Annotated in this window: 14 protein-coding genes; 5 read left to right on the top strand and 9 right to left on the bottom strand. The window is 71.5% G+C overall.

Annotation, left to right across the window (positions count from 1 at the left end; all coding sequences use genetic code 11):
- On the bottom strand, positions 1-217 hold a 217-nt coding region (locus ACFQSB_RS12400), incomplete at its 3' end, for a hypothetical protein (protein WP_380826388.1).
- 697 nt (positions 218-914) lie between these two features.
- Here ACFQSB_RS12400 and ACFQSB_RS12405 point away from each other — a divergent pair.
- The gene (locus tag ACFQSB_RS12405; protein WP_380826390.1) at positions 915-2345 is read left to right on the top strand and encodes an endo-1,4-beta-xylanase; all 1431 of its coding nucleotides are present in this window, start codon (positions 915-917) and stop codon (positions 2343-2345) included.
- Positions 2346-2449: 104 nt separating this feature from the next.
- Here ACFQSB_RS12405 and ACFQSB_RS12410 read toward each other — a convergent pair whose 3' ends face one another.
- A complete protein-coding gene (locus ACFQSB_RS12410) occupies positions 2450-3292 on the bottom strand; it encodes an SAM-dependent methyltransferase (RefSeq protein ID WP_354931953.1) in 843 nt (280 codons plus the stop codon).
- Between the two features lie 289 nt (positions 3293-3581).
- Between ACFQSB_RS12410 and ACFQSB_RS12415 the strand changes: the two genes are divergently transcribed.
- Complete coding sequence (locus ACFQSB_RS12415) at positions 3582-4784, top strand: hypothetical protein (protein ID WP_380826392.1); 1203 nt, start codon at positions 3582-3584, stop codon at positions 4782-4784.
- Between the two features lie 83 nt (positions 4785-4867).
- Here ACFQSB_RS12415 and ACFQSB_RS12420 read toward each other — a convergent pair whose 3' ends face one another.
- Both ACFQSB_RS12420 and ACFQSB_RS12425 read right to left on the bottom strand, forming a co-directional pair.
- Entirely contained in the window at positions 4868-6940 is a 2073-nt protein-coding gene (locus ACFQSB_RS12420) for an alpha-galactosidase (RefSeq protein WP_380826393.1), read from the bottom strand.
- A 38-nt stretch (positions 6941-6978) separates the two neighbouring features.
- Complete coding sequence (locus ACFQSB_RS12425) at positions 6979-8034, bottom strand: LacI family DNA-binding transcriptional regulator (protein ID WP_380826395.1); 1056 nt, start codon at positions 8032-8034, stop codon at positions 6979-6981.
- 360 nt (positions 8035-8394) lie between these two features.
- Between ACFQSB_RS12425 and ACFQSB_RS12430 the strand changes: the two genes are divergently transcribed.
- Entirely contained in the window at positions 8395-9615 is a 1221-nt protein-coding gene (locus ACFQSB_RS12430; RefSeq protein WP_380826397.1) for a serine hydrolase domain-containing protein, read from the top strand.
- A 67-nt stretch (positions 9616-9682) separates the two neighbouring features.
- Here ACFQSB_RS12430 and ACFQSB_RS12435 read toward each other — a convergent pair whose 3' ends face one another.
- On the bottom strand, positions 9683-11185 hold the full coding sequence (locus tag ACFQSB_RS12435) for a helicase HerA-like domain-containing protein (RefSeq protein ID WP_380826398.1): 1503 nt from the start codon (positions 11183-11185) through the stop codon (positions 9683-9685).
- Between the two features lie 280 nt (positions 11186-11465).
- Between ACFQSB_RS12435 and ACFQSB_RS12440 the strand changes: the two genes are divergently transcribed.
- Complete coding sequence (locus ACFQSB_RS12440; protein WP_380826401.1) at positions 11466-12944, top strand: DUF1349 domain-containing protein; 1479 nt, start codon at positions 11466-11468, stop codon at positions 12942-12944.
- Between the two features lie 123 nt (positions 12945-13067).
- On the opposite strand, the gene ACFQSB_RS12445 is transcribed toward ACFQSB_RS12440, so the two are convergent.
- Complete coding sequence (locus ACFQSB_RS12445) at positions 13068-14807, bottom strand: ABC transporter ATP-binding protein (RefSeq protein ID WP_380826402.1); 1740 nt, start codon at positions 14805-14807, stop codon at positions 13068-13070.
- Between the two features lie 877 nt (positions 14808-15684).
- On the opposite strand from ACFQSB_RS12445, the gene ACFQSB_RS12450 reads away from it, so the two are divergent.
- The gene (locus tag ACFQSB_RS12450; RefSeq protein WP_380826404.1) at positions 15685-17250 is read left to right on the top strand and encodes an alpha-L-arabinofuranosidase B; all 1566 of its coding nucleotides are present in this window, start codon (positions 15685-15687) and stop codon (positions 17248-17250) included.
- Between the two features lie 136 nt (positions 17251-17386).
- Here ACFQSB_RS12450 and ACFQSB_RS12455 read toward each other — a convergent pair whose 3' ends face one another.
- From ACFQSB_RS12455 to ACFQSB_RS12465, 3 genes are all read right to left on the bottom strand, one after another.
- The gene (locus ACFQSB_RS12455; protein WP_380826406.1) at positions 17387-18304 is read right to left on the bottom strand and encodes a hypothetical protein; all 918 of its coding nucleotides are present in this window, start codon (positions 18302-18304) and stop codon (positions 17387-17389) included.
- A 23-nt stretch (positions 18305-18327) separates the two neighbouring features.
- Positions 18328-18849, bottom strand: a complete 522-nt coding sequence (locus ACFQSB_RS12460) for a SigE family RNA polymerase sigma factor (protein WP_354836532.1) — start codon at positions 18847-18849, stop codon at positions 18328-18330.
- A 239-nt stretch (positions 18850-19088) separates the two neighbouring features.
- The gene (locus ACFQSB_RS12465; RefSeq protein WP_380826408.1) at positions 19089-21011 is read right to left on the bottom strand and encodes a Xaa-Pro dipeptidyl-peptidase; all 1923 of its coding nucleotides are present in this window, start codon (positions 21009-21011) and stop codon (positions 19089-19091) included.
- Between the last annotated feature and the right edge of the window lie 2 nt (positions 21012-21013).

Below are 21013 nucleotides of genomic sequence, written 5' to 3' on the forward strand. Positions count from 1 at the left end.
GCAGAATGTAGCTGCGATTCTTGCCGCTGGTCGTGATCGACCTCGTACCGCTGGTCAGCGTCGGGGCCTTGCCGCATCCGGCGGTCGCCGCGGCGACGCTCGCGCCCGCCGCCTTCGTCGCTCCGTCGAGGCCTTCGCTCAGCGCCGCGCGGCCGGTGGCCAGCACGAGAAGCGCCGCGACCGCGATGGCCCCTAAGAACGATCTATGTCTTGACATCGCACTCCCCGTCCAAGGGTCTTGTTAGCGCTAACATCGCGTCGGGTCGGCCCTTTCGCCAGGTGGGATGGCGGCGGGTCGACCGGCCGCCGGTAGGCGCGTACTGGTTGTCGGCAACATGCGGGGCTCGCCGGTCTTGTTTCCGATTGGTGGTGGTGCGGCGGAGCAAATACGACGCGGCGGAGTCCCGTCAAGGTGAGGACTCCACCGCGCGCCGGCCTCCCATCGCCCGGCGTTCCCCGACCGCGTCTACCAGGCGCGGAACCGATTCCCGCCGAGGTGGGCGAGATGAAACTTTCAAGTCCCCGCCGACGGTGATCTGCCCTCTGACAAGGAGGTTTCGACGGCGAAAGCGGCTCGACGCGGAACGGCGGAAACTTCGACGGCCGGCATCGGCGGTTCTCCCAGGCGAAGCCGGGTGCGGGCCCGCCGGAACGACCGAAACGATCGGCGCATGGCCTTGACACGTTTCGTGGAGATTTCCAAACTGAGTCCCGATGTGGCCTCCTGCCGGTTCGGTGGTGAGCGGCAGAGGTCGCGGTTCATGGTGCGGTCCGATGGTGGCGTGACGCGCTGACGCGATCGATCGCCGGGCGCCTGCGCCACTGTTCTCGCGCGAAGTCCGATCAGGCTCGGGCGTTCGTTTCGGGACGTTCCCGTGTTGATTTCACCAATTTTCAGTACTGGAGGCTCAGGCATGGGCGAGAAGCTGTCATCCGCCGCGGGAGCGCGGCGACGTCTCGGCGGTTCCCGCCGGTTGGCGGTGGCCGGTGTCGTCGGTGTGCTCGGGGTGGTCTCGGCGTTGGCGGCCAGCACTCCGGCGGGCGCGGCGGCGAGCACGCTGGGCGCCGCGGCGGCGCAGAGCGGCCGATACTTCGGCGCGGCGATCTCGGCGAGTCATCTGAACGACTCCACCTACGTGGCCACCTGGGACCGCGAGTTCTCCGGCGTCACCCCCGAAAACGAAATGAAATGGGACGCCACCGAACCGTCCCGCAACTCCTTCCGCTTCACCGGCGCCGACCAGATCGTCAGCCACGCCCAGAGCAAAGGCATGAAGATCCGCGGCCACACACTGGTCTGGCACGCCCAACTCCCCGACTGGGTCGGCGGCCTTTCCGCCTCCGACCTGCGCACCGCACTCACCAACCACATCAACGGCGTCATGGGCCACTACAAGGGCAAAATCGCCTACTGGGACGTGGTCAACGAAGCCTTCGCCGACGGCGGCTCGGTCGGCGCACTACGCAGCTCGGTCTGGACCCAGAAACTCGGCAACGGATTCATCGAAGAAGCCTTCCGCGCCGCGCGCGCCGCCGACCCCAGCGCCAAACTCTGCTACAACGACTACAACATCGACGACGCCAACGCCAACAAGACCCGCGGCGTCTACAACATGGTCAAAGACTTCAAAGCCCGCGGCGTCCCCATCGACTGCGTCGGCCTGCAATCTCACTTCGGCAACCCCCCCTCCAACTACCAGAGCAACATCGCCCAATTCGCCGCCCTCGGCGTCGACGTCAACATCACCGAACTCGACATCGGCGGCTCCGGCTCCACCCAAGCCGACGCCTACCGCCGCGTCACCCAAGCCTGCATGAACGTCACCCGCTGCACCGGCATCACCGTCTGGGGCATCACCGACAAATACTCCTGGCGCTCCGGCGACACCCCCCTGCTCTTCGACGGCAACTTCAACAAAAAGCAGGCCTACACCTCCGTCCTCGACGCGCTCAACGCCGCCGGTCCGGGCCCCTCGCCGACGCCGACCCCGACTCCCACGGTGACCCCCACCCCGAACCCGACTCCCACGCCGACGCCCACGCCGGTTCCCGGGGCGTGCTCGGCGACGATGGAGACGACCAACAGCTGGGGCGGCGGGTTCCAGTCGACGGTGACCGTGCGGGCGGGGACCTCGGCGGTCAACGGGTGGACCGTGCGGTGGACCTGGCCGGGCGGGCAGAGCATCAGCAGCCTGTGGAACGGCACGCAGACCGTGTCGGGCTCCAGCGTGACGGTGAAGAACGCCGCCTACAACGGGTCCATCCCGGCGAACGGGTCCACGACCTTCGGCTTCACCGCCAACGGCACCGCGGCCACCCCGACCGCCACCTGCACCAGCCCCTGATCCGCTGAAGGGCGCCCCGCCCGGGTGCCCTCACGCAGGAGGGGCGTGCCCCGCGGTGCGGCGGAACCCTGTTCCGCCGCACCGCGGGGCACGGGCGGCCGGCTTCAGGGCTTGGTCGCGACGCCGCCGTAGGCCCAGGCGTGGCCGCCGCCCGGGATGTGGTCGTGCCGCTCGCTCTGGTCCGGCCGCCACCGCACCACCTCCACCAGGCCGGGGTCGACCAGGTCCCAGCCCTGGAAGAACCGCAGCACATCGGCGTGGGTGCGCGGCACCATCGGCGCGGTGCTCTTGTCGTAGGGCTTGGTGAACTCCTCCTGCCGCACGTGGGGCGCGAAGTCGAGCGTGATGTGCGACAGCAGCAGGCGGCTCCCCGGGCACACGGCGGCCTTGTACCGTTCGACCGTTTCGTACGGGCTTTCCTCGTCGGTGACGAAGTGCAGGACGCCCGCCAGGATGACGGCCACCGGACGGTCGAAATCGATCACGCTCGTCACGTCGGGGTGGGAGAGGATCGCCTCGGGCTGCCGCAGGTCGGCCTCGATCACCTTGGTGACCCCGGTCGGGCTGCCGGTCATCAGGGCGCGGCCGTGGATCAGCACGATCGGGTCGTTGTCCACGTAGACCACGCGCGCGTCGGGATCGGACTCCTGCGCGATCTGATGAGTGTTGCCCTGGGTGGGAATGCCGGCCCCGATGTCGATGAACTGCGAGATGCCCGCCTCCGCGGCGAGGTGGCGCACCGTCCGGCGCAGGAAGGCGCGGTGGGCGCGCACGCCCTCGCGCGTGCCGGGCGAGACCTTGACCAGGTTCTCGGCCGCCTCGCGGTCGGCCGCGTAGTTGTCCTTGCCGCCGAGCAGGTAGTCGTAGATGCGGGCGGGGTGCGCGACCGCGGTGTTGATCCGCTTGAGGGCATGCTCGGCCGGCGTGGGGGCCGTCAGATCCGGCATTCCTGCTCCTGTCGTCATGCGGCGCTGGGGGAAGTTGGGGCTTGACATGGGGCGAATCCCACCTTAGACCGTCATGTTAGCGATCACACTCAGGGAACGCCACGAAAACCACGTGATGCGCCGGCCACGGGCGGCCACCAGGCCTCGCCGTCCGGCGCCCGGTTTCCTGTGACGCGAGACCGGCGGCCGCCGACGCCGCACGACGTGCGTGACACGGCCCCCCACCGCAGGAGGACAGCATGCACGGGCCACCCGCCTTCTCGGCAGGCGACGGACGGGCGAAGCGGAGATGAACGGCACGGCCGGAGAGGACGGCACTCTGGTCGTGGACGCGGGCACCGTCGTGCGTCCGGTCACCCGGGTAGGGTCGGGCACCCTGTACGGGCTCTCCGACGCGAGCACCCCGCCGGTGTCGATCATGCGGCCGCTGAGGCTCCACCGGCTCCGGCAGCCGCCGCCGCTGCACCAGCACCGGCCGAACGGCTCTCCGGTCCCGATCGGCGACACGCTGGTCATCGCGGCCAGCGCCGAGGCCATCGGCGCCGCGATCACCGTCGACATGGCCGACAGCTTCGACGGCTTCCCGTACTGCTGGACGAGCTGGGACGACTGGTACGGCCGGATCGACGGGATGATCGCCGCGGCCACGTCCGCGGGAGTCGCCGGCATCGACGCCTGGGAGCCGTGGAACGAGCCGGACTGGACCTGGCCCTCGGAGGCGGGCGTCCCCTTCGAGGAGGGGTGGGTCCGCACCTACCGGCGGATCCGGCGCAGCGCGCCGAACCAGGCGATCATGGGCCCGAGCTTCTCGCGGTGGGACCTCGACTGGATGCGGTCCTTCCTGACCGCCGCCAAGGCGGCCGGCGCCCTGCCTCAGGTGGTGTCCTGGCACGAACTGAACGGGTGGGAGCGGGTCGCCGGCGACGTCCGGGCCTACCGGGCGCTGGAGCGCGAGCTCGGCATCGCGCCGCGGCCCATCTCGATCAACGAGTACGCCGCGACCGGTGAGATCGACGTGCCCGCCAGCGTGAACCACTACGTGGCGCAGTTCGAGCGGGAGGGCGTGCGCGACGCACAGCGGGCGTTCTGGTACGAGCCGGGCACGCTCAACGGGCTGCTGCACGACGGCCGGCCGACGGCGTCGTACTGGATGTACAAGTGGTACGCCGACCAGACCGGGAACATCGTGAAGGTCACCCCGGCCGCCTCCAACGACGGCGTGGCCGCCTACGACGCGGCCGGGCGCACCTTCAGCCTGGTCTTCGCGGGCCGGTCGGGCGACTCCTCGATCCGGGTGGACGGCATCGGCGGCCTGGGCCGCTCGGTCACCGCCACGCTCGAGTCCGTCCCGGGCTCGGGGCGCACGGCGAACGTGGCCGGGGCGACCCGGCTGTGGTCCGGCGCCCGCACCCTCGCCCACGGCGGCGTCACGATCACGATCGCCGGCCAGGACGCCACCGGCGCCTACCGGCTGGTCCTCACCCCGGCGTGAGCCGCCCCCCGAGACCGGTCCGCGCCGAGCGGTACGCGCGAGGCCGCCGGCACCCTCACGGGCGCCGGCGGCCCGCCCGCGCGCTATTCGCGGATCAGGTGGACCATGGCGCTGGCGTAGTCCCCGGGAGCCAGGTCCGGGAACAGGCCGTGGCTCAGCAGCACGGCGCCGTGGTGGATCCGGCCGGTGGCCGCGTCCCGGTAGCGGGCCCCCGGGTCCAGGTCGCGCAGCGGGATGCCCGGCTCCGCGTGGCCGAAGCGACGGGCCCGCCGGAAGGCGAGGAAGGCGACCTGCGCGCCGTCGCGGGCGAGGTACTGCACGGCCGACAGCTCGCCGTCCGGCGGCAGCAGGCGGTACTGGCGGCCGTGCTGCACGATCGGGCGGATCCGCTTGTAGGCCGCGACCAGCTCGGCGGCCCGTGCCAGCTCCGCTTCGCTCCAGTCGGTCAGGGTGCCGCCGACGCCGAGCACGCCGGCCATGGCGACATGGAAGCGGAAGTCGAGCGGGACCTCCCGTCCCGTGTAGGGATTGGGGCTGTCGGTGACCCACGCGCCCATGACGCGCGCCGGGTAGAGCTGGGAGAAGCCGTGCTGGATCTCCAGCCGGTCCAGGGCGTCGGTGTTGTCGGAGGTCCACACCTGGTCCGTACGCCGCAGGATGCCGAGGTCCACCCGGCCGCCGCCGCTGCTGCACGACTCGACCCGAACCTGGGGATGCCCGGCCCGGAGCCGGTCGAGGACGTCGTACAGGGCGTGGACGTGGCCGGTCCACAGCCGCTCGTCCGGACCGGCCTCGGTGAAGGGGCGGTTCATGTCCCACTTCAGGAAGTCGATGTCGTTCTTGGCGAGCAGCTCGTCCAGGGTCCGGTACAGCCAGTCGGCGACCTGCGGCCTGCTGAGGTCGAGCACGAGCTGGTTGCGGTGCTCGGTCCGGGTGCGGTGCGGCCGGTGGACGACCCAGTCGGGGTGGGCGCGGTACAGGTCGCTGTCGGGGTTGACCATCTCCGGCTCCACCCACAGGCCGAACCGCATGCCGAGCTCGTGCACCCGGTCGATCAGCGGAGCGAGCCCGTCGGGGAAGCGGCGCGGGTTGGGACGCCAGTCGCCGAGCCCGGCGGCGTCGTGGGTGCGGGCGCCGAACCAGCCGTCGTCCATCACGAACAGCTCCACGCCCATGCGGGCGGCCAGTTCGGCGAGCCGGGTCTGGCCTTCCAGCGAGACCTCGAAGCCCGTGGCCTCCCAGGAGTTGTAGAGCACGGGCCGGGTCTCGCCCGGATGCGGCAGGACGTGCCGGAGCTGGTAGTCGTGCCACGCGCGGCCGGCGGCGCCGAAGCCGCCCTCGGCGTACAGGCCCGCGCACACCGGCGTGACCAGCTCCTCGCCGGTCCCGAGCTCGAAGGTCACCGGGTCGTGGCCCGCGCCGGCCGACAGCGTCACCCGCTCGGCCGGCAGCCGCTGGGCGGTCAGCCGCCAGCTCCCGCTCCAGGCCAGCGCGCAGGAGTAGACGGCGGCGTGCTCCTCGCCCGCCGTGCCGTCGTCGACCATCGCCCAGGGATTGGCCTGGTGGCTGGTCACCCCTCGTCGGCTGGTCAGCACGGTCTCGCCGTACGGCAGGCCGGCCCGGTGCAGGCGGGTCTCCGCGCCCCACTGGCCGCGCACGGAGCTGAGCCGGTAGTCGTTGAGGCGGGGGAGCACCCAGGTGGCCGAGTCGGCCCGCACGACGGTGACCGGCTCGCCCGCGTTGCGCACGACCAGGTGGCGTTCGATGACGTCGCTGTCGTCGTACAGGCGGTAGTGGCACTCGACGGCGAGCGGGTAGTGACGGTCGGCGTACGCCAGCACCAGCTCACGATCGGTGCGGTGGTGTCCGGTGTGGACGAGCTCCAGGTCGCGCGTGCCGTCGGCGAATCGCACCCGCAGGCCCGCGTCCCCGTAGCTCAGGCCGCCGGCCGCGGCCAGGTCGCAGGTGCCCTCGGCGGAGTCCTCCACAGGGCGGTACGGCGGCTCGGGCGGCAGCAGCGAGGCCGCCTGCTCGGCGGTGAGCCGGCGTCCCCAGTGCAGCACCCGCGGTCTGTCGGCGTCGTCGAGACGCACGACATAGGAGCAGGACGGTCCAGACAGCACCCACAGGCGTCGTTCGGCATCGTGGTGGATCATCTCGGCCTTTCGATGACGTTCCTCGCGCGTTCCGCGGATCAGGCGGGCGCGGGGCCGCTGCTTTCGCGGACGATGAGCTCGGGCTCGCTCCACGCGGGAACGGCGAGGGCGGTCCGCGGCGCCAGCCGGTGGTGCAGCAGGGCGAAGCAGGCGCGGCCGAGTGCCTCGAAGTCGAGCCGGACGGTGGTGAGCGAAGGGTTGAGGTAGGCCGAGGGCGGGGAGTCGTCGAAGCCGACGACGCTGAGGTCGCCGGGGATGTCGCGGCCGGCCTCGCGCGCGGCGCGCATGACGCCGAGGGCGAGATCGTCGTTGCCGCACAGGATCGCGGTCACCGAACGGTCGGTCAGCAGCGAGCGCACCGCGAGGAAGCCCGAGCGCGGGGTCCAGCCGCCCTGCAGCGGCTCGGGAAGGGGACGCCCCGCGCCACGCAGGGCGTCCTGCCAGCCGCGGGTGCGCTGGGGGAGCGGGCTGGTGGAGGAGGGGATGGCCACGTAGTGGACGCATCGGTGCCCGAGGCCGAGCAGGTAGCGGGTGGCGTGCGCGGCCGCCGCCCGGTCGTCCAGCCAGACCTGCCAGGGGCCGCCGGCGTCGTCGATGTCATCGGCGTTGTTGGAGTCGTCGTCGGCGCGGCGTTCGACGGCGGCGGCCACCGGGACGTCCGGCGGCAGCGCGTGGAGCGCGCGCCGGCCGGCGTCGTCGAAGGCGATGACCATGACCGGCTCGCCGGGCCGGCTCAGCCGCAGGGCGATGTCGCTCTGGGGGGAGTCGCGGTCGAGCACGCTGATGCCCACCGAGAAGCCGGCCGTCCTGGCCGCCTCCTCCATGCCGCGCAGCGTGGCGGCGGCGCCGTAAAGGGCGGTGTCGGAGGTCAGCACGGTGACCGAGCGGACCGGCCCGCCGGCCAGCGCCTGGGCCAGCCGGTTGGGCCGGTAGCCGAGTTCGGCGATGACCTGCTGGACCTTGGCGCGGGTCTCCTCACTGACCCGGGTCTTGCCGTTGATGACCCGGGAGACGGTCTGCTGGGAGACACCGGCCGCCCTGGCGACGTCCCAGATGCTCGCGGACCGGCCGCGAGGAGCGTCCCGCGCTGGCATGTGACCGGTAACCCCCATGGGCCGAAGCCTACTTGATGGCCGTGTCGGCCCCGGTGGCGATTCGCTCCGGCACGGCCGGGCGACGTCATCCGGCCGAGTCTGGAAATAGCGCGTGAGTGAGTGAACACCCCGCTTTCATAATCAATCACTTACAGCCCTGTTGGTCGGTGATTCGGAGGCATTCGAGGGCGTGGGCGGAGAGGTGAGGAAAGGAAGTGATGGTGAGAGGTGTCCGGGGGTGGAGTGGGGGAGAAAACAGTTTCAGGCGAGCGCGGCGGGCGGGTGTGCTCAGTGGGCTCGCTCGCCTGGCCCGGTGAGTGGGGAATTACGGGGCAGGGGCGTTCATTAAAAGGGGGAAATATGGCCAAGTGGGCAAATGTGGTCCGCTTTGTTGTGATGGGTGGGGCGATCACCGGTGCGGTCATGGGCGTGGCCCCGCCGGTCGGCGCCGCGTCATCGCAGAGCTCCGTCGCGGGGCGCCTCGGGAGCGATCGCGAGGCCGGCCGGAGACCGGGGCCGCTGGTCACCCCGGCGGTGGCGCGCGATGACCAAGTCGTCGGGGAGATGCAGGCGTACCTGGAGGGCCTGACCGCGAAGCGGCAGTTCACCGGCTCGGCGCTGGTCGTGCGAGATGGCGAGGTGATGGTGCGTTTCGCCGCCGGCGAGGCCGACGAGGAACAGCACATCCCGAACGTGCCGGGTACGGTCTTCCGCATCGCCTCGGTCACCAAGCAGTTCACCTCGATGATCGTGCTGAAGCTGCGCAATCAGGGGCTGCTCGGTCTCGACGACCATGTCTGCCCCTACCTCATCCCGGAATACATCAATGCCTGCCCGAAGGCGTGGCGGCGCATCACGATCCGCGAGATCCTCACCCACACCTCCGGCATCCCCGACATCCAGCTGCTGCCGGACTTCTATGCCAAGCTCTCGGAGCCGACCACGACCAGAAGACTCATCAAGCGGTTCCTGCACGAGCCTTTGGACTTCAAGCCCGGCACGAGCTGGGAGTACAGCAATTCCGGCTACATCCTGGCCGGGGCGATCATCCAGAACGTGACCGGCGAGCCGTACGGCACCGTCCTGCGCGACCAGGTCACCGCCCCGCTGAAACTCCGCGACACCGGGTACAGCAGGGGAAATCCGCCCGGCGGATACGCCAAGGGCTACTTCACGCTCGGCTCGCCGGCCCCGCCGATCAGCGGCTCTGAGGCGTTCTCCGCGACAGGCATCTACTCCACCGTCGACGACCTGGTCCGCTGGGACAGGGCGTTCGGCGCGTACAAGATCGCGCCGCCCGCCACCGTCAGGCAGGCTTTCACGCCCCAGGCGCGGTGCCCCGCCGACGGCTGCCTCAACCTGCCGTCGAGCGCGTACGCCTTCGGCTGGCTCGTCGACCGGCTGGAGGGGCACCGGCTCCGGTACCACCCGGGTCTGCTCCAGGGTTACGCGGCGAGCAACATGTACCTGCCCGATGACGACATCGCGGTGGTCGTGCTCAGCAACGTGCAGGACACCGACACCAACGGCATCGCCCGCCATCTCGCCACGATGGCCCTCACGCCCACGGAGTGCGACTGAGCGCGGCCACGCCTTCGGAGCGCGCCCGCCGGAGCCCGACGCGGCGGGCGCGCTCCGGCGTTTCCGCTCAGCGGCGGGTGCGGCGGGCGGTGCCGAAGATGGACCTGGTGATCTCGCGGCCGAGGGCGGAGGCGGCCGAGCGGGCCATTGAGCGGAACTCCTTGGACTCCAGCACGTTCTCGAAGACCGACCGCCGCTCCCGCTCCTTGTCCGGCTCGCGCGGGGCCTCGGGGCCGGACGGCGCCGCGGTCCCGGCGTCCAGCTTCGCCGACAGGATCTCGTAGGCCGACCGGCGGTCGAGCGCCGTGCCGTACTTCTCCCGGAGCGGCGAGGCGGCGATGACCCGCTGGACCACCTCCGGGCTCGACGGCGCCATGAGGGTCTCGGGGGCGCGCAGGCGCGTCCAGGCCACGGGGGTCGGCGCGCCGGTCTCCGACAGCACCGTGACGACGGCCTCGCCGATGCCGAGCCCGGTGAGCAGCCGTTCCAGGTCGTAGGAGGAGGCGGGGAAGGTCGACACGGTGGCCTTGAGCGCCTTGGCGTCCTGCGGGGTGAAGGCGCGCAGGGCGTGCTGCACCCGCGCGCCGAGCTGGCCCAGCACGTCGCCCGGGACGTCCTGCGGCGACTGGGTCACGAAGAACACTCCCACGCCCTTGGACCGGATCAGCCGCACCGTCTGGGTGATCGACCGCAGGAACGCCTTGGACGCGCCGTCGAACAGCAGGTGCGCCTCGTCGAAGAAGAACACCAGCTTCGGCCGGTCGACGTCGCCCACCTCGGGGAGCACGTGGAACAGGTCGGCGAGCAACCACATCAGGAAGGTGGAGAACAACTGCGGCCGGTCCTGCACGGCGGGCAGTTCGAGCACCGAGACCACCCCGTGGCCGTCCCCCGTCACCCGGAGCAGGTCGCGCACGTCGAACTCCGGCTCGCCGAAGAACGCCTCGGCCCCCTGCGCCTCGAAGTTGGTCAGCGCGCGCAGGATGACGCCCGCCGTCGTCGCCGACAGCCCGCCGATCCCGCTCAACGCCTCCGGAGTGGCGGTCAGGTACCGGATGACCGCGATCAGGTCCTTGAGGTCCAGCAGGGGCATGCCGTTCTTGTCGGCGAAGTAGAAGATCAGCCCGAGGGACGACTCCTGCGTCTCGTTGAGGCCGAGGACCTTGGCGAGCAGGGTCGGCCCGAAGGCCGTCATGGTGCCGCGGATCGGCACACCGCAGCCCAGGCCGCCCAGCGAGAGGAACTCCACCGGACACGCCGCCGGCCGCCAACTCTGCCCCACCTCGGCGGCACGCGCGGTGAGGCGCCCGGAGGCCGTGCCCGGCGAGGCCAGCCCCGACAGGTCGCCCTTGACGTCGGCGAGGAAGACCGGAACCCCCTGGGCCGAAAGCTGCTCCGCCATGAGCTGGAGCGTTTTGGTCTTCCCCGTTCCCGTGGCCCCGGCCACCAGTCCGTGCCGGTTCAGCATGCTCAGGGAGATCCGGATGCGCTCGGAGGCGTCGGCGGCGCCGTCCTCGCGCACCAGGGCCCCGAGTTCCAGTGCCGGTCCCTGAAGGTCGTACCCCTTCATCAGACCCCCCCGATCACTTTCCGCCGCCCGGGCGACCCGCCGGGCAGCTCCCCACCATGGTGGTACCCATCCCTGGGGCCCGCGTTCGCCTGAGCACGGCATGGCCGCGATCGGCCGGTGATCGGGCCGCGGCGGCCGCGGGCGTGGGCGTCCGGCCCGCGTCGGTGTCCTCGCCTCCCCGCAGGGCGGACGCAGGGCGCGCGGTGATCGTCCGGCGGGTGACAAACGCATGACGGCGCCGGTTCGGGCGGTGTTATGCGCCGATCTGTAGAACCGGCGCATGTCGACCACCGAACTTCTCCGGCGGGAGTGGGCCGCGTTCCGCCGCCCCGGCCGCCTGATCGCCTTGGCCGCCGCGGCGCTCGCCGTCATCGCGCTGGCCCTGCTGTCCGCCTCCGGTGTCCAGGTCTCCTGCGCGGGCCCCTGCCCGGCCGTTCCCATCGCCCGCGACGGTTCCCTCGTCGCCGACCGGCTATGGTTCCTGCACCGCGACCTGGGCCGCGAGGGCGCCATCACGGTGCGGATGACGTCGATGACCGGGACGATCACCTATCCGCCGCCGGACCACGACCAGATCGTGCCCGGTCTGGTGCCGTGGGCCAAGGCCGGGATCATCGTCAAGGACGGCCTGCGGCAGGGCTCGCCGTACGCGGCGCTGCTGATGACGGGGAGCCACGGCGTGCGCTTCCAGTACGACTACGAGCACGACGTCGCCGGCGGCGCCGGCGGCGTGTCGGAGCGGTCGCCGCGCTGGCTGCGCCTGACACGCTCGGGCGACACCATAAGCGGCGCCGAGTCCGCGGACGGCACGAAGTGGCGCACCGTCGCGACGGCGAGGCTCGACGGGCTGCCGGACACCGTGCAGGTCGGGCTGTTCGCCACCTCGCCGGGCGACCTCACGCTGCGCCCGGTGGGCCTCGGCGGCGCGGTCGAGGAGGTCCGCTTCACCCAGGCCGTCGGCGTCTTCGACCACGTCGCCGTCCAGGGCGGCGCCCCCGGCGCCTGGCACAGCGACGCCGTCGGCGGGATGAACCACACCGACTGGGAGAAGTACCACAACGCATCCGGAGCGGTGGAGAAGGATGGCGTCATCACGGTCGCCGGCACCGGCGACATAGGGCCGGCGAGGGAGGATGGGGCGCCTATGTCCGTCCTGTCCGGCCTGGTCGTCGCACTGATCATCGTGCTGGTGGTCGCGGCGCGCTTCGGCGCCCGCACGGGCCGCGAGGTGGTCTCCCGGCGGGTGCGCGCCGCCCGGGCGGCCGTCGCGGCGGCGGCCGCCTTCCTCACCGGCCTGGTCGGCGTCGGCGTCGCCTTCCCGGCGGGCACGGCGATCCTGCGGGGCAAAGGCGTCCCGGTGCCGGTGCCGACGGACACCGGCATCCAGGTGATCGCCGGCCTCGCCGCGGTGCTCGCGCTGTGCGCCGTGCTCGCGTACGGGCTCGGGGTGTGGCTGCGCCGCGGCTGGGCGGCGATCGTGATCGGGCTGTCGCTGGTCGCGCTGCCCTACGCCGTCACGGCGGTCCCGCTGCTGCCCGACGCGGTCGCGGAGTGGCTGCTGCGACTCACCCCGGCCGCGGCGTTCGCCGTGCAGCAGACGGTGGCGGAGCATCCGCAGGTGACCGCGCACTACGCGCCGTCGGCCGGGTACTACCCGCTCCCGTGGTGGGCCGGGCTCGCCGTGCTGGTGGCCTACACGGTGATCGCAATGCGGGCGGCCCTAGGCGGGAGACCGGCAGGGGACACCGGCCAGCGATAGCGGACGGCGCCGAGCGGTCGCCCCGGCGCGCCACTCCGCACCCGGGGACGGTGCGGAGTGGCCGCCCCCCCCGCTCCTGCGTCGGCGGTGTGGAGGTACGGCCCCCGCGCGTCACGCCTCGCGTCAGCGGTGGACGGCGTCCGAGGGCTCCTCCTCGGCCAGGAAGCCGCCGGACTGGTGGTGCCACAGGCTGGCGTACGGCCCCTGGGCCTGGAGGAGCTCGCGGTGGTCGCCCTGTTCCACCACGCGGCCCTGGTCCAGGACGACGAGGCGGTCCATGCGGACCACGGTGCTCAGCCGGTGGGCGACCACCAGGGCGGTGCGGTCGCGCATGAGGTCCCACAGGGCCTCCTGGACGAGGATCTCGCTCTCGGAGTCCAGCGCGCTGGTGGCCTCGTCCAGCAGCAGGATCGGCGCGTCGCGCAATATCGCGCGGGCGAGCGCGACGCGCTGCCGCTGGCCGCCGGAGAGCTTGACGCCGCGCTCGCCGACCAGGGTGTCGAAGCCGTCCGGCAGGGCCTCGGCGAACTCCGTGACGTGCGCCGCCCGCGCGGCCCGCTGGATCTCGCTCTCGGTGGCGTCCGGCCGGGCGAAGGCGATGTTGTCGCGCAGCGACCGGTGGAACATCGCGGGCTCCTGCGGGACATAGGCGATCAGGCCGCGCAGGTCGGCCTGGCGAAGCAGGCTGATGTCCTGGCCGCCGATCAGGATGCGGCCGCCCTCGATGTCCACCAGGCGGAGCAGCAGCCGGGTGAGCGTGGTCTTGCCGCCGCCTGAGCGGCCGACCAGGCCGATCTTGGTGCCGCTGGGGATGTGCAGGTCAAGGCCGTCGAACAGCAGCGGATTGCCGGCGTGGGCGAACACCACCCGCTCGAACCGGACACTGGCGTCGGCCGGGCGCAGAGGCTGCGGGTCGTCGGGGTCGACCACGCCCGGCGGCGTGAGCAGGAGCTCGGTGAACTGGGCGGACTCGGTGAGCACGCTCTCCATGCGCCGGTAGATCTGGTTGAACTCGAACATGAGACTGATGGAGTTGGAGTAGTAGCTGAAGGTCACCACGACCGCCTCCACGCCCAGGCCGCCGCGCAGGGCGACGGCGAGGAGCAGGCCGACGGTGCTGGTGAGCACCGACAGCGGCGCCACGACGGTGTCCACCCGCAGGTTGCCGTAGTCCCAGGAACGGAGCGACAGCTTGCGCTGCTCGGCGACCCGGGCCCGGTGCTCCGCGGCCTCGCGGCGCTCGGCGGCGAACGCGCGGACGGTCTCCATGTTGGCCAGCACGTCGGCGACGTGCCCGGACACCCGCACCTTGGCGGCCTCGCGCTGGTCCACCAATCTCTGGCGACGGCCGATGAGCGGGGCGACGACGAAGCCGGTGAAGAGGATGAGGCCGAGCAGCACGAAGACCAGCAGGGGGTGGTACCGCCACAGCACCACCGAGGCGAACGCCAGCGGCACCACCTTGGCGACGATCGAGAAGGCCAGAGTGTCGGCGAAGCCCTCGAACCCGCCGGAGAAGCTCAGCACCCGTTTGGTGAGCGAGCCGGCGAAGTTGTCGTGGAAGAACGTGGAGTCCTTGGCCAGCAGCTCGTCCATGCCGATCACGCCGAGCCGCTCGATGCCCCGGGCGTCGGTGCGGTTCAGGAAGTGCAGGCCCACCCGCCACAGCACCTCGCCCAGCAGGAGCAGCGCGCCGAAGCCGAGCACGTACGGCACGAGCACGCCGATGGTGCCGTCCCCGCCGCCCTCGGCCAGGCGTCCCACGATGCCGGCCACCGCGAGCGGCGCCAGGTAGAACAGGCTCACGTTGCCCAGTGCCGGCAGGACCAACGCGGGGACCGCGATCTTCCACTGAGTCGTCAACTGCCCGCTGTAGTACCGAAGCACCAGCAGAACGGCCGACCTTCGGGTGGACGGTTCTTCTCCGGGGGATTTGAACGCTCCGAGCACAGCCGCCAGCCCTTCTGAATACGCACCGCCTGAGGCCATGCTGACGCAGGATGGGCGGCCGGGGCGAACGAATTTTCCCGGATCGGCGGCCGGGAAGAAGGAAGATGCCCAGTTCATGGCGGTGTGTGAGCGAGTGGCGGTCCCGCCGGATCGGGCGTGAATTATTGGCCTATATGGATTTATGTGGGCGGCCCCTGTGGCCGGCCCGGCTTGACAGGGCGGGCTTGACAGGGCCGGCCGGCAAAGGGTTCGCGTGGCGCCCGGCGAGGCAGGAGGGGTGAGGCCCCCGCCTGGACCGCCCGGACCGCTCGGGACCGCCCGGAGCCTTCCGGCGAACATCCGTCGGTGGTCGATACGGCCGGTCGGTCAGAGCCGGTCACGTGACCGCCGCGACCTCATCGCCTTCCATGTGGTCCGCCCACGCGGGCCGCCCGAGAGCAGGCCCCGCCGTCCGGGCCCTGCCTCGCGGAACGGGGCCCGAAGATCCACCTACGAGTCCCGGGCGCCGTGAAACTCATTTCATAACTCCGGTGAAACCTTGACGTAACTGACGGCGCCGGTTCATAGTGAGCCGGTCACCCCCATATGCACCACATCTCCGGAGGCCGTATAACCCGCAGGGATGTTAGCGCTAACAAACACCCTCCATTCTATCCCTGTCGCGATGCCGCAGGTCAACGGGCATATCGTCCCGCGTATAGTCCCGCGGTGACCGCTCACGCCTTTCGGCCGGTGTCTCTTGCCCGAAATCTCCGGCATTCGCGGCCCAAGGAAACGCAGAGGTACCAACATGGTCGTCCGGTCCGGATTCCGGCATCTCAAAAAGGCCCTGCTGTCCGCGGGCGCGGTGGTCGCGCTCGCCGCCGGCCTGCTGTCCGGCGTCTCCGCGCCGTCGCAGGCCGCCACCTCGCAGGCGTGTGACATCTACGCCGCGGGCGGCACGCCGTGCGTCGCCGCGCACAGCACCACCCGCGCCCTGTACGGCGCCTACAACGGCCCGCTGTACCAGGTGCGCCGCACGTCCGACAACGCCACCCGGGACATCGGCGTGCTCAGCGCGGGCGGGGTCGCCGACGCCGCCGCGCAGGATTCGTTCTGCGCCAATGCGACGTGTCTCATCAGCGTCATCTACGACCAGTCTGGTCGTAACAACCGGCTGACCCAGGCGCCTCCCGGCGGGTTCTCCGGCCCGGCCGCCGGCGGGTACGACAACCTGGCCAACGCCACCGCCGCGCCGGTCACGGTGGGCGGGCACAAGGCCTACGGCGTGTACGTGGCCCCGGGCACCGGCTACCGCAACAACAACACCAACGGTGTGGCCAAGGGGGACCAGCCGGAGGGGATGTACGCGATCTTCGATGGGACGCACTACAACGGGGGTTGCTGTTTCGACTACGGCAACGCCGAGACCAACAGCCGCGACAACGGCAACGGCACGATGGAGGCCATCTACTTCGGCAACATCAAGGTGTGGGGCTACGGCGCGGGCAACGGGCCGTGGATCATGGCCGACCTGGAGAACGGCCTGTTCTCCGGAGTGAACCAGCACTACAACGCCAATGACCCCAGCATCAGCCACCGGTTCCTGACGGCGATCGTCAAGGGCGAGCCGAACCACTGGGCCATCCGCGGCGGCAACGCCCAGTCGGGAAGCCTTGGCACCTTCTACAACGGGGTGCGGCCCAACGTGTCGGGGTACAACCCGATGAAGAAGGAAGGGGCCATCATCCTGGGCATCGGCGGCGACAACAGCGTCGGCGCCCGCGGCACCTTCTACGAGGGCGTGATGACCTCCGGCTATCCCTCCGACGCCACCGAGAACGCCGTCCAGGCGAGCATCGTCGCGGCCGGGTACTCGACCTCCGGCGGCGGCACCCCGGGCGGAACGCTCACCCCCGGCTCGTCGATCTCGCTGCGCGCGACGACCTCCGGCTACACCGACCGCTACATCCGCCACCAGAACGACCAGGTCGTCACCTCGGTGATCAACTCTTCCAGCTCGTCTCTGGACAAGAGCGACGCCACCTGGATCGTGCGGGCCGGCCTGGCCAGTGGCTCGTGCGTGTCGTTCGAGTCCAGGAACTACCCCGGTGACTTCCTGCGGCACTACAACTACCAGCTCTACCGTCAGCACAACGACGGCGGCTCGCAGTTCGCCGCCGACGCCACCTTCTGCCCGCAGACCGGAAAGAGCGGCCAGGGCACGTCCTTCGCCTCCTACAACTACTCCACCCGCTTCCTGCGCCATTACAACAACACCGTCTACATCGCCAGCAACGGCGGCTCCAACACCTTCGACAACGCCACGGCATGGGCCGCCGACGTGAGCTGGAGCGTCGACCAGCCCTGGGGATAGACCCCGGCGCGCCCGAGCGGAGCCGTCCCGTCGCACGGGGACGGCTCCGCGTCTTGGGGAGGGAAAGCGCTCCGGGCCGGAGCGACACCGCACCGGCCCAGGTCCTGCGATGGTGCCGGTTCTGCGATGGTGCCGGTCAGGGCTTCTTGGCGGACGGCTCCTCGCTCGGCTTCCGTCCCGGGTCCACCGGCTTGTCGTCCGGCTTGCCGGGGTCGCCGGGCTTGCGGGTCGGATCGCCGGGCTTGCCGGTCGGCTTGTCGGCCGGGTCGGAGTCGGGCTTCTTCTCCACCTGGTCGGCGGGCGGTGCCGTGACCGTCACGGGGGTGCCGAAGTCGCCGAAGTCGATGACGTCACGCTGGCCGTTGTCGCTGAAGGTGACCTCCAGTCGCCGGACCCGTCCCTGGTCGTCCACCTCCACCGAGCCGGTGGCGTCGAACGACTCCTTGGAAGCGTCGGCGGGGCCGGTCCACTTCTGGTCCTTCAGCGAGAAGGTGAACCGCCGGCCGGTCCAGCCGGTTCCCGAGGCGGTGCCGTCCTCGTGGACGTCGGTGGCCGACCGGAGCTTCTGCAGGGCGGCCTGGGGGTCCTGGGGGGCGAGCTTGACCAGGGCGGTGGCCGCCGGCGCGCCCTTCTCCAGCCCCTGGTTGCGCGGGTAGAGGTGCCATTTCGCCGCGCCGGCCTCCCTGACGTACATCCGGTCGCCGATGAAGATGGTGTCGGTCCCGCCGCCACTTGTCCCGTTGACGACGCCGACGCGCCGGACGGGGTCGAAGGCGCCGTCGAACGCCTTGGCGCCGGAATCGCCGTGGATGCGGTAGCTCTCCTTGCTGGTGTTGTCCACCGCGGCGGCCACCTGGGCCTGTGCCGAGGGCTGGCCGCCGAGCAGCACCAGCACGGTCGTGCCGACCGTGGCGGCGACACCGGCCGTGGCGATCACCGGCACCAGGGACCGGACCCGCCGGGGTGCGCGGGTCGTCACCGGCATGAGGTCGATGCCCGCGGGCCGATCCTCGGTCGCCCTGACGAGCAGGGTGCGGAGTTCACTCTCGTTCATGGAAGGCTCCTGTCGTTGGTGGTTCACCGGACTCCACTCCCTTCTTGCTCGGGTTGGTTGACAGCCGTCTCAGGTGAGATCAGCAGGCGCATCGCTCGCAGGCCGCGATGCGTGTGGGACTTGACCGTGCCCGTGGAGCAGCCCATCAGGTCGGCGACCTCCGCTTCGGGCAGGTCGACGAAGAAGCGCAGCACCAGTGCCGTGCGCTGCCTGACGGGCAGCTTCGCCAGCGCCTTGCGGACGTCCTCGGCCACCGCCCGGGCGTCCGCCACATCGCCCGAGCCGGCCGCTTCCGGCAGGTCGGGACGGGGGACCTCTCGCCGCCACCGGGCGCGCCACCACGAGCGGTGGGTGTTGACCAGGATGCGGCGCAGGTAGGCGTCGGGCTCACTGCTGGTGTCCAGCCGGTCCCATACCCGGTACAACTTGCCGAGGCAGGACTGCACCAGATCCTCGGCGGTGTGCCAGTCCCCGGTGAGCAGGACGGCCGTTCTCAGGTGATGGTCTCCCCGGCGCCGTACGAAATCCGCGAAATCGGCATCCACCCGGTCTCCTCTCGTCGCTGAAAGCCACCCCTGACACGCCCCGGGCGCCACCCCTGGTTGACCGGGATCACCCGGAATCTTCGGCGGCCTCAGGCGCGCGGAGGAGCGGGGGAGCGCGAGAGCGGCGTACCGGAGGACATGTACGCCGGAGGCCGGTCGGCTCTGTTCTCCGGGTGTCCGGTGCCGCCTCGGCGCGGCGGGGCCGTCCGGGTGGCGCGCCCCGCCGGGTGGAGGCGGGGTCAGCCGGTGACCGGGATGAGGGCGTTCGTCGCTCCCACCAGCGGCAGCGTGACCGTGCTCCTGGTGGTGTCGAGGGTCAGGGTCGCGCCGGGGGCGGGACGGATGGTGTGGTCGTGGTCGCTGGACAGCAGCACCAGGCCGATCCGGTGGCCGGCCGGGAACACATAGTCGTGCGGCTGCATGTCGAAGCGCAGGCGGTACGGGGTGCCGGGCTTGACCGGGTCGGACCTCCAGAGCGACCTGCGGTTCTGCGGGTCGGCCCAGCCCCGGGTGATGATCTTCGCCTTGCCGCTCGGGTCGTGGTCGGCCAGCAGCGCCGTGAGGTTGGCGGCGGGCCGGCCGAAGGACATCCGCAGCGACAGCTCCGGGGTGCCGCTGAGCCGCACCGCGCCGGCCAGCGGGCCGGACCTGTAGGCCAGGCGGTTCGCGGAGGCCGCCGCGTCGGCCAGGGCCTGCGCCGGCTGTGACGCGTCGTCGACGAAGGTCTCGGTCACCGGCGCGCCGTGGCGGGTCCGGCCAGAGGTGAGCACGCCGGCGGCCCCGCCGATGCCCGGCGCCAGGCGCAGGCGGACGCCGGCCGCGGCCGGGTCGGGCCACTCGGCGTACCGCACGAGGCCGCGGTCCTCACGCTGGACCAGCGCCCGCGGGTCGTTCTCCACGCCGTTGCGGTGGTCCCACAGGTAGCGGGTAAACCAGCGGTTCAGCACGTCGAGGCCGGGGGAGCCGCCGTGGCCGCCCTGGTGCAGGTAGATCTTGTGCGGCACGTGACGCGCCTTGAGCGCCTCGTACCACCGCGCGGCCTGCTTGGTCCTGACGTTCCCGTCGTTGAGCCCGTGCGCGACCAGGACGGCGGCATGGACGCGGCGGACGTCGTTCACGTAGTCGCGCTCGTCCCAGAAGCGGTTGTAGTCGCCGGTCACCCGGTCCTGCGCCTTCGCGAGCCCGTCGATGACGCTCCGGCAGACCGCCCGGTCGGCGCGGGTGTAGACGTACTCGGCGAGCACGTCGGTGTCCTCCCCCTGGTAGCCGCCGGGGGCGACGACGGCGCCGTTGGCGCGGTAGTAGTCGTACCAGCTCGAGATCGCCGAGATCGGCACGATGGCCTCCAGCCCCTTGACGCCCGTGCTCGCGACGGCGTTGGGCAGGGTGCCGTTGTAGGAGGTGCCGATCATGCCGACCCTGCCGGTGGTCCAGGTGGCCCGCACCTGCGCGCCCGTGGCGTCGTAGGCCTTCGCCCGGCCGTTGAGCCAGTCGACGACGGAGGCGGCGCCCATGGTCTCGTCGCGGCCGCCGATGGTCGGGCACCCGTCGGATCTGCCGCTGCCCAGCGACTCGGCGTGGACGACGGCGAAACCGCGCGGCAGCCAGTTGGCCTCGTGGCTGGTGCTGATGGCCGGTCCGGGGCCGGTGCCGTCGATGCTCCCGGCGTTCCCGGCCCCGTCGGCGTCGGCGGCGGCCGGCCGCTCGTCGGTCCGCGGGTCCAGCACCTGGCCGTCCCGGTCGCCCTGGCCTGGGCGCCGTGCCTCGTACAGCTCGTGGTCGACGTCGTGGTCGCCGATCGGGTTGCCGCCGGCGTAGTACGGGCTGGCCTCGTACACGACGGGCGACCTCAGCCCGGCGGTCTCGGTCTCCCGGAGCCGGGTGACCTCGGCGTGCACCCGGTCCCTGCGCCCGTCGCCGTCGCCGTCGACCGTCGTCTCGACCCACACCTCCTGACGGATCCAGTCGTCGGGGTCGGCGGAGAACACCGGCTGGGCGAGGCCGTCCTGGAAGACCGGCCCGACGGCGGCGTCCGGGGACGCGGCGGCCGGGTCGACGACGACCCCCGCGAGGGTCGTGGCGACGGCGAGGCCGAGCGCCGCGGCGCCGCGGCGTGCCGGTGCGGGACGACGGACGCCGGTCGGTGCCACAGGGCCTGTCACCG

The organism is Sphaerisporangium rhizosphaerae (genome assembly GCF_042665155.1).
Classification (GTDB): Bacteria; Actinomycetota; Actinomycetes; order Streptosporangiales; family Streptosporangiaceae; genus Sphaerisporangium; species Sphaerisporangium rhizosphaerae.

Excerpts from the sequence above, each read along its gene's own strand:
- ACFQSB_RS12405 (WP_380826390.1), top strand. The coding sequence starts at position 915 with ATGGGCGAGAAGCTGTCATCCGCCGCGGGAGCGCGGCGACGTCTCGGC.
- ACFQSB_RS12410 (WP_354931953.1), bottom strand. The coding sequence starts at position 3,292 with ATGCCGGATCTGACGGCCCCCACGCCGGCCGAGCATGCCCTCAAGCGG.
- ACFQSB_RS12415 (WP_380826392.1), top strand. The coding sequence starts at position 3,582 with ATGAACGGCACGGCCGGAGAGGACGGCACTCTGGTCGTGGACGCGGGC.
- ACFQSB_RS12420 (WP_380826393.1), bottom strand. The coding sequence starts at position 6,940 with ATGATCCACCACGATGCCGAACGACGCCTGTGGGTGCTGTCTGGACCG.
- ACFQSB_RS12425 (WP_380826395.1), bottom strand. The coding sequence starts at position 8,034 with ATGCCAGCGCGGGACGCTCCTCGCGGCCGGTCCGCGAGCATCTGGGAC.
- ACFQSB_RS12430 (WP_380826397.1), top strand. The coding sequence starts at position 8,395 with ATGGCCAAGTGGGCAAATGTGGTCCGCTTTGTTGTGATGGGTGGGGCG.
- ACFQSB_RS12435 (WP_380826398.1), bottom strand. The coding sequence starts at position 11,185 with ATGAAGGGGTACGACCTTCAGGGACCGGCACTGGAACTCGGGGCCCTG.
- ACFQSB_RS12440 (WP_380826401.1), top strand. The coding sequence starts at position 11,466 with ATGTCGACCACCGAACTTCTCCGGCGGGAGTGGGCCGCGTTCCGCCGC.
- ACFQSB_RS12450 (WP_380826404.1), top strand. The coding sequence starts at position 15,685 with ATGGTCGTCCGGTCCGGATTCCGGCATCTCAAAAAGGCCCTGCTGTCC.
- ACFQSB_RS12455 (WP_380826406.1), bottom strand. The coding sequence starts at position 18,304 with ATGAACGAGAGTGAACTCCGCACCCTGCTCGTCAGGGCGACCGAGGAT.